Source organism: Inmirania thermothiophila, from assembly GCF_003751635.1.
Lineage (GTDB): Bacteria > Pseudomonadota > Gammaproteobacteria > DSM-100275 > DSM-100275 > Inmirania > Inmirania thermothiophila.
On the sequence record NZ_RJVI01000001.1, the window covers coordinates 1,149,466 to 1,161,603 of the forward strand.

At 70.4% G+C, this 12,138-nt stretch carries 10 protein-coding genes and 1 pseudogene; 10 read left to right on the forward strand and 1 reads right to left on the reverse strand.

The window, feature by feature from the left end; genetic code table 11:
- Nucleotides 1–55: 55 nt before the first annotated feature.
- From EDC57_RS05595 to EDC57_RS05635, 9 genes are all read left to right on the forward strand, one after another.
- A complete protein-coding gene (locus EDC57_RS05595; protein WP_123400840.1) occupies nucleotides 56–901 on the forward strand; it encodes a universal stress protein in 846 nt (281 codons plus the stop codon).
- A 325-nt stretch (nucleotides 902–1,226) separates the two neighbouring features.
- A complete protein-coding gene (locus EDC57_RS05600; RefSeq protein WP_123400943.1) occupies nucleotides 1,227–3,221 on the forward strand; it encodes an AMP-dependent synthetase/ligase in 1,995 nt (664 codons plus the stop codon).
- Between the two features lie 10 nt (nucleotides 3,222–3,231).
- Nucleotides 3,232–4,023: an ABC transporter ATP-binding protein gene (locus EDC57_RS05605; protein ID WP_123400841.1), complete on the forward strand. Its 792-nt coding sequence runs from the start codon at nucleotides 3,232–3,234 to the stop codon at nucleotides 4,021–4,023.
- A gap of 16 nt (nucleotides 4,024–4,039) precedes the next feature.
- Entirely contained in the window at nucleotides 4,040–4,936 is an 897-nt protein-coding gene (locus EDC57_RS05610) for a branched-chain amino acid ABC transporter permease (protein WP_211331885.1), read from the forward strand.
- 15 nt (nucleotides 4,937–4,951) lie between these two features.
- On the forward strand, nucleotides 4,952–6,028 hold the full coding sequence (locus EDC57_RS05615) for a branched-chain amino acid ABC transporter permease (protein WP_123400842.1): 1,077 nt from the start codon (nucleotides 4,952–4,954) through the stop codon (nucleotides 6,026–6,028).
- Nucleotides 6,029–6,138: 110 nt separating this feature from the next.
- Complete coding sequence (locus EDC57_RS05620; protein WP_123400843.1) at nucleotides 6,139–7,446, forward strand: ABC transporter substrate-binding protein; 1,308 nt, start codon at nucleotides 6,139–6,141, stop codon at nucleotides 7,444–7,446.
- A gap of 59 nt (nucleotides 7,447–7,505) precedes the next feature.
- Nucleotides 7,506–8,348, forward strand: a complete 843-nt coding sequence (locus EDC57_RS05625) for an ABC transporter ATP-binding protein (protein ID WP_123400844.1) — start codon at nucleotides 7,506–7,508, stop codon at nucleotides 8,346–8,348.
- Between the two features lie 40 nt (nucleotides 8,349–8,388).
- Nucleotides 8,389–9,624: a phenylacetate--CoA ligase family protein gene (locus tag EDC57_RS05630; RefSeq protein ID WP_123400845.1), complete on the forward strand. Its 1,236-nt coding sequence runs from the start codon at nucleotides 8,389–8,391 to the stop codon at nucleotides 9,622–9,624.
- Complete coding sequence (locus tag EDC57_RS05635) at nucleotides 9,605–10,222, forward strand: peroxidase-related enzyme (RefSeq protein WP_123400846.1); 618 nt, start codon at nucleotides 9,605–9,607, stop codon at nucleotides 10,220–10,222. Before EDC57_RS05630 ends, EDC57_RS05635 begins: the two co-directional genes overlap by 20 nt.
- 19 nt (nucleotides 10,223–10,241) lie before the next feature.
- Here the strand turns inward: EDC57_RS05635 and EDC57_RS05640 are convergent, their stop codons facing one another.
- Nucleotides 10,242–11,870: an electron transfer flavoprotein-ubiquinone oxidoreductase gene (locus EDC57_RS05640; RefSeq protein ID WP_123400847.1), complete on the reverse strand. Its 1,629-nt coding sequence runs from the start codon at nucleotides 11,868–11,870 to the stop codon at nucleotides 10,242–10,244.
- Between the two features lie 177 nt (nucleotides 11,871–12,047).
- Between EDC57_RS05640 and EDC57_RS05645 the strand changes: the two are divergent.
- Nucleotides 12,048–12,138, forward strand: a pseudogene (locus EDC57_RS05645) (electron transfer flavoprotein subunit beta/FixA family protein); the annotation flags it as partial.

Here is a 12,138-nt window from a genome sequence, read left to right on the forward strand (position 1 = left end):
GCCGGCGGCCGCCCCCTATCTTTGCCGGCAACGGCCAAGGAGCAGGAGAAGCGACATGGCGATCCGCGACATCCTCGTCCACCTCGACCCCACGCCGCGCTGCCGCGCCCGCCTCGAGCTCGCCCTCGCCCTCGCCTCGGCGCACGGGGCGCGGGTGGTGGGGCTCTACGCCGTGGCCGCGCCCTACGTGCCGGATTTCGTGCCGGGTGTCGCCCCGGAGCAGCTGCGCGAGGCCGACCGCGCCAAGGCCGCCGAGGCCGAGCGCGCCTTCCGCGAGGCCGCGGGGCGGGCCGGCGTCGAGCACGAGTGGCGCGGCCCCGACGGCCGGCCGCTGGGTCTGGCGGACGTCATCGACGAGGTGGTGGTCCACGCCCGCCACGCCGACCTCGCCATCGTCGGCCAGCACGACGACGACGACGCCCTCGGCCTGGTCCCGGCGGACCTGCCCGACCAGGTCCTGCTCGATGCGGGACGCCCGGTGCTCGTGGTGCCCTACGCGGGGCAGTTCCGCAGCGTCGGCGAGCGGGTGATGGTGGCCTGGAACGCGAGCCGCGAGGCCACCCGCGCGGTGCACGATGCGCTGCCGCTGCTGCGGGCGGCGAAGAAGGTGGTGGTGCTGGCCGTGAATCCGGGCGAGGCGCCGGGCGCAGGCCACGGCGAGATCCCCGGCGCCGACATCAGCGCCCATCTCGCCCGCCACGGGGTCAAGGCCGAGGCCGAGCACGTCCACGCCGACGACATCCAGGTGGGCGACATGCTGCTGTCGCGCGCCGCCGACGAGGGGGTCGACCTCATCGTCTGCGGCGGCTACGGCCAGCCCCGCCTGCGCGAGGTGGTCCTCGGCGGCGTCACCCGCCACCTCCTCAAGCAGATGACGGTGCCCGTCCTGTTCTCGCACTGAGCGCGCGGGGCGCGGCCGCCCCCGTCACCGTCGGTGACGGAGGCGGCCCGCGACGTCACCTTCCGTAACCCCGCGGGTGGCGTCCGGCCGCCGACGCGGCCGCGGATCGCTGGCGCGATCCCTGCATGGCCCGGGCCGGTGCCCGGCGCGCCTTGACCGATGCTGCGGCGCCGGTATGATTGGCCGACGTTGACGTAAACGTCACGTGCGACCCTGACGCGGACGTCCACGTCGGTGCGCGGCCGGGGCGTCGACGGGCCGCGGCATGAGCGCAGGAAGCGAGAGAACAGAGCCGCCCTCGAGCGGCCGCAGCCGGATGGAGGCCATGAGCGAGAGCGAAGCACAGCCTCGGGCATCGGCCGAGGCGAGCCTCGACACCTTCCCCAAGCTGCTCCTTCATCACGCCCGCGTGCGCCCGGACCGGCCCGCGATCCGCGAGAAGGACTACGGGATCTGGCAGACCTGGACCTGGCGGGAGGTCGCCGACGAGGTGCGGGCGCTGGCCTGCGGGCTGGCGGCGATGGGCTTCCGCCGCGGCGACATGCTGGCCATCGTCGGCGACAACCGCCCCCGCCTGTACTGGTCGATGGCCGCCGCCCAGGCCCTCGGCGGGGTGCCGGTGCCGCTCTACCAGGACAGCGTCGCCGAGGAGATGCAGTACGTCCTCGACCACTCGGGGGCGCGCTTCGCGGTGGTGGAGGACCAGGAGCAGGTGGACAAGCTGCTCGAGATCCGCGGCCGCTGCCCGGCGCTCGAGCACATCATCTACGACGACCCGCGCGGCCTGAAGCTGCACGAGGCCTACCGGCGCGACGACCTCCACGACTACGAGGACGTCATCGCCCGCGGCCGCGCGCACGACGCCGCCCACCCGGGGTTCTTCGAGGGGGAGGTGGCCGCAGGCCGCGGCGGCGACCTCTCCATCATCCTCTACACCTCGGGCACCACCGGCAAGCCCAAGGGCGTCTGCCACACTCACGAGGCCTTCATCTTCGCCGCCCGCGGCGGGGTCGAGTTCGACCGCCTCGGGCCCGACGACAACGTCCTGTCGTACCTGCCCATGGCGTGGGTGGGCGACCACCTCTTCTCCTACGCCCAGGCGCTGGTGGCGGGCTTCGCCATCAACTGCCCCGAGTCCGGCGACACCGTGATGATCGACATGCGCGAGCTCGGGCCCAGCTACTACTTCGCCCCGCCGCGCATCTACGAGAACCTGCTCACGCAGGTGATGATCCGCATGGAGGACGCAAGCCGCATCAAGCAGGCCATGTTCCACTACTTCATGGGCGTGGCCCGGCGCTGCGGCGCCGACCTCCTGGCGGGGCGTCCGGTGCCGCTCAAGGACCGCCTGCTCTACGCCCTCGGCCGCTGGCTGGTCTACGAGCCGCTCAAGAACGTCCTCGGCATGAGCCGGCTGCGGGTGGCCTACACCGCGGGCGCGGCCATCGGGCCGGATCTCTTCCGCTTCTACCGCTCGCTGGGGATCAACCTCAAGCAGCTCTATGGCTCCACCGAGACCTGCGCCTACGTCTGCCTGCAGCCCGACGACGACGTCAAGCTCGACACCGTGGGGGTGCCGGCGCCGGGGGTGGAGCTGCGCATCGCCGACAACGGCGAGGTGCTGGTGCGCGGCCCGATGCTCTTCAAGGAGTACTACAAGCGCCCGGACGCCACCGCCGAGGCGCTGGACGAGGAGGGCTGGTTCCACACCGGGGACGCCGGCATCCTCGACGAGGACGGCCACCTCAAGATCATCGACCGCGCGAAGGACGTCGGCCGGCTCAACGACGGCTCCATGTTCGCGCCCAACTACATCGAGAACAAGCTCAAGTTCTTCTCCTACATCAAGGAGGCGGTGGTCTTCGGCAACGGTCGCGACTTCGTCGCCGCCTTCGTCAACATCGACCTGGAGGCGGTGGGGAACTGGGCCGAGCGGCGCGGGCTCGCCTACGGCGGCTACACCGATCTCGCCGCCAAGCCGGAGGTCTACGACCTCGTCCACGGCTGCATCGAGCAGGTCAACCGCGACCTCGCCGGCGAGCCGGGGCTGGCGAGCTCGCAGATCCGCCGCTACCTCATCCTGCACAAGGAGCTCGACGCCGACGACGGCGAGCTGACGCGCACGCGCAAGGTGCGCCGGCGCTTCATCGCCGAGAAGTACGGCGACCTCATCGAGGCGCTCTACGACGGCAGGCCGCAGTGCCACGTGCGCACCGAGGTCACCTTCGAGGACGGGCGCAAGGGCGTGATCGAGGCCGACGTGCGCATCCGCGACGTGGAGGCGCTGCCGCCGGCCGAGCCCATGCGCAAGGCGAGCTGAGGGCATCGGCATGGGCAAGGTTCGCGAGCTCGGTGAGGTCATCCTCAAGGTCGAGGACGTCTCGCTCGCCTTCGGCGGGGTGCAGGCGTTGTCGCACGTCAGCTTCGAGGTCCGCGAGCACGAGATCCTCGGCATCATCGGCCCCAACGGCGCCGGCAAGAGCTCGATGCTCAACGTCATCAACGGCTTCTACCGGCCGCAGGAGGGCTGGATCACCTTCAAGGGCAGGCGGCGCCGCCACATGCGCCCCCACGAGGCGGCCCGCAACGGCATCGCCCGCACCTTCCAGAACATCGCCCTCTTCAAGGGCATGAGCGTGCTCGACAACATCATGACCGGACGCACCCTCAAGATGCGGGTGCCGATGCTGGCGCAGGGGATCTGGTTCGGACCGGCGCGGCGCGAGGAGATCGCGCACCGGGCGGTCGTCGAGCGCATCATCGACTTCCTGCGCATCGAGCACGTGCGCAAGGTGCCGGTGGGCCGGCTCCCCTACGGCATGCAGAAGCGGGTCGAGCTCGCCCGGGCGCTCGCCGCCGAGCCCGACGTGCTCCTCCTCGACGAGCCCATGGCGGGCATGAACACCGAGGAGAAGGAGGACATGGTGCGCTACATCCTCGACGTCAACGAGGAGTTCGGCACCACCATCATCCTCATCGAGCACGACATGGGCGTGGTGATGGACATCTGCGACCGCGTCGTGGTCCTCGACTACGGCGGCAAGATCGCCGACGGCACCCCGGACGTGGTCCAGCGCGACCCGCGCGTGATCGACGCCTACCTCGGCGTCGCCCACGACTGAAGGAGGAGTCCACGACGTGCTCTTCTTCCTGGAGACCACCATCAGCGGGCTGATGAGCGGCGTCATGTACGCCCTCGTCGCCCTCGGCTTCGTCCTCATCTACAAGGCCTCGGGCGTGTTCAACTTCGCCCAGGGCGTGATGGCGCTCTTCGCCGGGCTCACCCTCGCCGGGCTGATGGAGCGCTTCGGGCTCCCGGCCTGGCTCGCCATCCTCGCCACCGTCGCAGTGATGACCGTGCTCGCCGTGGCCATCGAGCGCGTCGTGCTGCGCCCGCTGGTGGGCCAGCCCCACATCATCCTCTTCATGGCCACCATCGGCCTCGCCTACGTCCTGGAGGGGGCGGGCGACCTCATCTGGGGCTCCGACGTCAAGGTCCTCGAGATCGGCCTGCCCCAGGGCGCGAGCGACCTGCTCCTGGACAAGTACGGGCTCTACGTGGAGAAGCTCGAGGCGGTGGCGGCGGTGACCGCGGCGGTGCTGGTGGCGGCGCTCGCCTTCTTCTTCCAGAAGACCAAGGTGGGGCGGGCGCTGCGGGCGGTGGCCGACGATCACCAGGCGGCGCTCTCGGTGGGGATCAACCTCAACACCATCTGGGTGATCGTGTGGGCGGTGGCCGGGGTGGTGGCGCTGGTGGCCGGGATCATGTGGGGCGCCAAGTCCGGGATCCAGTTCTCGCTCTCCCTGATCGCCCTCAAGGCGCTGCCGGTGCTGATGCTCGGCGGCTTCGAGTCGGTGGCCGGGGCCATCGTCGGCGGCATCATCATCGGCATCGGCGAGAAGCTCGCCGAGGTCTACGTGGGCCCGTTCGTGGGCGGGGCCATCGAGTCGTGGTTCGCCTACGTGCTCGCCCTCATCTTCCTGCTCTTCCGGCCCCAGGGGCTGTTCGGCGAGCGCATCATCGAGCGCGTCTGAGCGAGGAGGCGGGGCATGTTCTATCGCGAGGCAGGGCAGTTCAAGACCAGCTACGCCGCCGACCAGGCCATCTTCCCCATCGCCCAGGACCGCTGGTTCATCGCCGCGCTGCTGGCGGTGGCCTACGTGGTCGTCCCCCTCACCGCCGACGAGTACTGGTTCCAGGCGCTGCTCATCCCCTTCCTGGTCTACTCGGTGGCCGCCATCGGCCTCAACATCCTCACCGGCTACTGCGGCCAGCTCTCCCTGGGCACGGGCGGCTTCATGGCCGTGGGCGCCTACGCGAGCTACAAGCTCATGACCGCCTTCCCGGAGCTCAACCTCATCGTCGTCTTCCTGCTCTCGGGGCTCATCACCGCGGCGGTGGGGGTCCTCTTCGGCATTCCCTCGCTCCGCATCAAGGGCTTCTACCTGGCGGTGGCGACCCTCGCGGCCCAGTTCTTCCTCGTCTGGCTCTTCAACAAGGTGCCGTGGTTCTACAACTACAGCGCCACCGGGCAGATCACGGTGCCGGAGGCGGCGCTGTTCGGCATCACCCTCACCGGGCCCGCCGCCTCGCCGGTGGCCAAGTACCTCTTCGTCCTGGCGACGGTGACGGCGCTTGCGCTCTTCGCCAAGAACCTCGCGCGCAGCCGCACGGGACGGTGCTGGATGGCTATCCGCGACATGGACATCGCCGCCGAGATCATCGGCATCCGTCCGCTGGCGACGAAGCTCACCGCCTTCGCCGTCTCCTCCTTCTACGTCGGCATCGCCGGGGCGCTGATGTTCGCGGTCTGGCTGGGCTCGGCCGAGCCCACCGAGGCCTTCAACATCGACAAGTCGTTCCTGGTCCTCTTCATGATCATCATCGGGGGCCTGGGCACCATCCTCGGCTCCTTCTTCGGCGCCGCCTTCATGGTGGTGATGCCCATCGCCCTCAAGAACCTCATGGTGGACGCGCTCGGCTTCTCCACCGGTGTGGCCGAGCACGTGCAGATCATGCTCATGGGGGCGCTCATCGTCTTCTTCCTGATCGTCGAGCCGCACGGAATGGCGCGGCTGTGGCAGATCGGCAAGGAGAAGCTGCGCCTGTGGCCGTTCCCGTACTGAGGGGCGCGGGGGCGTACCGCAGGGGCTTTCGCCCCGGGGCCTGCTAGGCTTCGGGGATGACGGGCCGGGGGGTCCCCGGCCGGCAACCAGAGAGAGAGGGAGGAGAGCACATGAAGCTGAAGACGCTCCTGGGGGGTGCCCTGGCGGCGGCCGTGCTCACGGGCACGGCCTCGGCCGAGCTGGTGATCCCCACGCTGGACTACCGCACCGGGCCCTACGCCCCCAATGGCATCCCCTTCGCCAACGGCTACAGCGACTACTTCACGCTGCTCAACGAGCGCGACGGCGGCATCGAGGGCGTCAAGATCCGCCTCGAGCCCTGCGAGACGGCCTACAACACGCAGAAGGGCGTGGAGTGCTACGAGAAGACCAAGAACGTCGGCTCCGGCGCCCTCGTCTACCAGCCGCTCTCCACCGGCATCACCTACCAGCTCATCCCCAAGGTCACCGAGGACCGCATCCCGATGCACACCATGGGCTACGGGCGCACCTCGGCGGCCAACGGGCGCATCTTCGAGTGGGTCTTCAACTTCCCGCTCACCTACTGGGACGGCGCCACCATCGCGATCCAGTACATCGCCGACCAGGAGGGCGGCTTCGACCGCCTGCGCGGCAAGAAGATCGCCCTGGTCTATCACAACTCGGCCTACGGCAAGGAGCCCATCCGCACCCTCGAGGTGATGGCGGAGAAGTTCGGCTACAAGCTGCTGCTGCTGCCGGTGGACCATCCGGGGCAGGAGCAGAAGGCCACCTGGCTGCAGATCCGCCGCGAGCGGCCCGACTGGGTCCTGATGTGGGGCTGGGGCGTGATGAACCAGGTCGCGATCAAGGAGGCGGCCTCCATCCGCTATCCGATGGACCGCTTCATCGGGGTCTGGTGGTCGGGCTCGGAGAACGACGTCCTGCCGTCGGGGATGGCGGCCAACGGCTACAAGTCGCTGGCCTTCCACGCCGCGGGGGCGGACTTCCCGCTGCACAAGGACATCCTCAAGTACGTCTATGACCGCGGCAAGGCGGTGGATCCGGGCTTCCGCGACCGCGTCGGCGAGGTCCTCTACAACCGCGGTCTGATCGCCGCGGTGTGGGCGGCCGAGGCGATCCGCACCGCGATGCGGATCCACGGCACCAAGAACGTCACCGCGGCCATGGTGCGTGACGGCTTCGAGAACCTCGAGGTGAGCGAGCAGCGCCTGGCGGAGCTGGGGCTGCCGGGCTTCACTTTCGGGATCAAGATCAGCTGCGCCAACCATCGCGGCGCCGGCAAGGCCGCCGTCCAGCAGTGGGACGCCAGGGCCAAGAAGTGGAAGATCGTGAGCAAGTACTACAGCCCGCTGGAGGACGTGGTCTGGCCGCTCATCGAGGAGGACTCGATGAACTACGCCAAGGAGCACGGCATCACGCCGCGCGACTGCAAGTGAGGATGCGGCCGGGGGCGGGCCGCCGCCCCCGGCCCCGAGGACCGACCCCGAGGCATCCCATGGCCGAACCCGCACGCCAGGAGGCGGCCGCCGCCGCGGCCGAGCCCATCCTCTCCGTCAACAACATCGAGGTCATCTACGACCACGTGATCCTGGTCCTCAAGGGCGTCTCCCTGGAGGTGCCCAAGGGCGGCATCGTCGCCCTCCTGGGCGCCAACGGCGCCGGCAAGACGACGACGCTGAAGGCGATCTCGAACCTGCTGCGGGCCGAGCGCGGCGAGGTCACCAAGGGCAGCATCGTCTTCGAGGGCGAGGAGGTGACGCACCTCACCCCCTACGAGCTGGTGCGCCGCGGCTGCATCCAGGTCATGGAGGGGCGGCACTGCTTCGAGCACCTCACGGTGGAGGAGAACCTCCTCACCGGCGCCTACACCCGGCGCGCAAGCCGCGCCGAGATCCGCCGCGACCTGGAGATGGTCTATCACTACTTCCCGCGCCTGAAGGAGCGGCGCAACGCCCAGGCCGGCTACACCTCGGGCGGCGAGCAGCAGATGACCGCCATCGGGCGTGCGCTCATGGCGCGCCCGCGCATGATCCTCCTCGACGAGCCCTCCATGGGGCTTGCGCCGCAGCTCGTGCAGGAGATCTTCGAGATCGTGCACCGGCTCAACGTGGAGGAGGGGGTGAGCTTCCTGCTCGCCGAGCAGAACACCGCCGTCGCCCTGAGGTACGCAAGCTACGGCTACATCCTGGAGACGGGGCGGGTGGTGCTGGACGGCGACGCCGCCACCCTCTCGGAGAACGAGGACGTCAAGGAGTTCTACCTCGGCATCAGCGGCGGCGAGCGCAAGAGCTTCCGCGACGTCAAGCACTACCGCCGGCGCAAGCGCTGGCTGAGCTGAGCGCGAGGCGCTCTCCGCCGCCCAGGGAGCGAGGCCCCACATGCGCGAGCACTACGACGAGCTGGAGACACGGGATCCCGAGGTACGCGAGCGCGGGCTCTTCTCCGCCCTGCCGGGGCTCATCGCCGCCGCCAGGGAGCGCGCGCCGGCCTGGGCGCGCATCCTCGCCGGGGTGGATCCCGCCGAGGTCACCGACCGCGCGGCGCTCGCCCGCCTGCCGGTGACGCGCAAGTCCGCGCTGCTCGCGATGCAGCGCGAGGCGCTGCCCTTCGGCGGCCTCACCACCGTGGCCCCCGGGGAGCTGGCCAGGATCTTCGCCTCGCCGGGCCCCATCTACGACCCGGAGGGGCGCCGCCCGGACTACTGGCGCATGGGCCGGGCGCTCTTCGCCGCCGGCTTCCGCCGCGGCGAGGTGATCCAGAACTGCTTCTCCTACCACATGACCCCCGCGGGCTCCATGCTCGAGGGGGGCGCGGCGGCCCTCGGCTGCGCCGTCATCCCGGCCGGCGTGGGCCAGACCGAGCTGCAGGCCCAGGTGATGGCGGAGGTGCGCCCCGACGGCTACGTGGGCACGCCCTCCTTCCTCAAGATCATCCTCGAGAAGGCCGACGAGCTCGGCCGCGACTGCTCCAGCGTGCGCAAGGCGCTGGTCTCGGCCGAGCCCTTCCCGCCGAGCCTGCGCCAGTACTTCGCCGGCCGCGGCATCACCGCGCGGCAGTGCTACGCCACCGCCGACGTGGGGCTCATCGCCTACGAGTCCGAGGCCGAGGAGGGGCTCATCGTCGACGAGGGGATCCTCCTCGAGATCGTGCGCCCCGGCACCGGCGATCCGGTGGCCGAGGGCGAGGTGGGCGAGGTGGTGGTGACCGTCCTCAACCCGGAGTATCCCCTGATCCGCTTCGGCACCGGCGACCTCTCGGCGGTGATGCCGGGGCCGAGCCCCTGCGGGCGCACCAACGTGCGCATCCGCGGCTGGATGGGGCGTGCCGACCAGACCACCAAGGTGCGGGGCATGTTCGTGCGTCCCGAGCAGGTGGCGGAGATCGTCCGCCGCCATCCGGAGATCCGCCGCGCCCGCCTCGTGGTGGACCGCGACGACGTGCGCGACACCATGGTGCTGCGCTGCGAGGTGGCGGGCGCGCCGGAGGGTCTTGCCGAGGCCGTGGCCGCCACCATCCAGGCGGTGACCAAGCTGCGCGGCGAGGTGGAGCTGGTCCCGCCGGGCAGCCTCCCCAACGACGGCAAGGTGATCGACGATGTGCGCAAGTTCGACTGAGGCCCCCGCGGGGCGGGAAGGGCGCATCAGCCGCTTCCCGGTGCCGCGCCTCGAGGACCTGCCCGAGGACATCCGCGCCCGCATCGAGGCGGTGCAGGCCAAGGCCGGGTTCATCCCCAACGTGTTCCTGGCGCTGGCGCACCGGCCGGACGAGTTCCGCGCCTTCTTCGCCTATCACGACGCGCTCATGCTCAAGGAGGGGGGGCTGAGCAAGGCCGAGCGCGAGATGATCGTCGTCGCCACCAGCGCGGCCAACCAGTGCCACTACTGCGTCATCGCCCACGGCGCGATCCTGCGCGTCTACGCCAAGGATCCCCTCATCGCCGACCAGGTGGCCATCAACTACCGCAAGGCCGACATCACGCCCCGCCAGCGCGCGATGCTGGACTTCGCCCTCAAGGTGGCGCTGCGCGCCCACGAGATCGGCGACGAGGACTACGCGCGCCTGCGCGCCCACGGCTTCAGCGACGAGGACATCTGGGACATCGGCGCCATCGCCGCCTTCTTCGGCCTCTCCAACCGCATGGCGAACCTCATCGACATGCGGCCCAACGACGAGTTCTACCTCCTCGGCCGCCTGCCCCGCGACGGGGGCTGAGCGGCGGCCCCCGGCGCGCTCACATGTTGGGATAGTTGGGGCCGCCGCCGCCCTCGGGCACGGTCCAGACGATGTTCTGGGTCGGGTCCTTGATGTCGCAGGTCTTGCAGTGGACGCAGTTGGCGAAGTTGATCTGCAGCCGCGGCCCCCGGCCCTCCTCCTCGACGATCTCGTAGACCCCGGCCGGGCAGTAGCGCTGCTCGGGGGCGTCGTAGCGGGCGAGGTTGACCCGGATCGGCACCTCGGGGTCGCGCAGCCTCAGATGCGGCGGCTGGTTCTCCTCGTGGAAGACGTTGGCCAGCGCCACCGAGCTCAGGCGGTCGAAGGTGATCACCCCGTCGGGCTTCGGATAGGCGATGGGGCGGCACTCGGCGGCGGGGCGCAGCCGGGCGTGATCCGGCTCGCGGTGGCGCAGCGTCCACGGGGCGCGGCCGCGCAGCAGGTAGGTCTCCAGCGCCGAGTAGGCCATCCCGCCCCAGAGCCCCCAGCGGAAGGCGGGGCGGATGTTGCGCACGCGGTAGAGCTCGTCCCAGAGCCAGGAGCGGCGCAGCGCCTCGGGGTAGCCCGCCGGCTCGCGCTCGTCGCGCGCCAGCGCGTCGAAGACCGCCTCGGCGGCGACCATGGCCGACTTCATGGCGGTGTGGGTGCCCTTGATCTTGGGCACGTTGAGGAAGCCTGCGGCGCAGCCGATGAGGGCGCCGCCCGGGAAGGTCAGGTGGGGGATGGCCTGGAAGCCGCCCTCGTTGAGGGCGCGGGCGCCGTAGGCGATGCGCCGCCCGCCCTCGAAGGTGGGCCGGATGGCCGGATGCAGCTTGAAGCGCTGCATCTCCTGGAACGGGCTGAGGTAGGGGTTCTCGTAGTCGAGCCCCACCACGAAGCCCACCGCCACCAGGTTCTCCTCCAGGTGGTAGAGGAAGGAGCCGCCGTAGGTGTGCGCATCCAGCGGCCAGCCCACGGTGTGGATCACGAGCCCCGGCTGGTGGCGCTCGGGCTGGACCTCCCAGAGCTCCTTGATGCCGATGCCGTAGGTCTGGGGATCGACCCCCTCGCGCAGGCCGAAGCGCTCGAACAGCCCCTGGGTGAGCGAGCCGCGGCAGCCCTCGGCGAAGAGCGTCATGCGGGCGTGGAGCTCCACCCCCGGCGTGTAGTTGGCGGTGGGCTTGCCGTCGCGCCCGATGCCCATGTCGCCGGTGGCGACGCCGCGCACGGCGCCGTCCTCGTCGTAGAGGACCTCGGCGGCGGCGAAGCCCGGGAAGATCTCCACCCCCAGGGCCTCGGCCTGCTCGGCCAGCCACCGGCAGAGGTTGCCGAGGCTGATGATGTAGTTGCCGTGGTTGCGCATCTGCGGCGGGGTGGGCAGGCGGCGGGCGCCGCGCTCGGTGAGGAAGAGGAAGCGGTCCTCGGTCACCGGGGTGTGGAGGGGCGCGCCCCGCTCGCGCCAGTCCGGGATCAGCTCGTCGAGGCTGCGGGGCTCGATGACGCACCCGGAGAGGATGTGTGCGCCCACCTCCGAGCCCTTCTCCAGCACGCACACGGAGAGGTCGCGGTCGTGCTCGGCGGCGAGCTGGCGCAGGCGGATGGCGGCGCTGAGCCCGGCGGGGCCGGCGCCGACGATGACCACGTCGAAGGGCATGGCTTCGCGTTCCACGGGGCTCCTCCGGATGCGGAAACGGCCGTTTATTGACGTTTACGTAAACGTTTATACTACGGCGACCCTGCCGCGGGGCCAAGGTCGCGCCGCCGCGCAACCATAGCGCGCCGCGGCCCCGGGGGCCAACATCGGATCCGGCGGCGCCCGCCGGAGAGGCACGAGGGAGACACCGGCATGAAGGTACTGGTCGCGGTCAAGCGGGTGGTGGACTACAACGTTCGGGTTCGTGTGAAGGCGGACGGTTCTGGGGTGGAGACGTCGAACG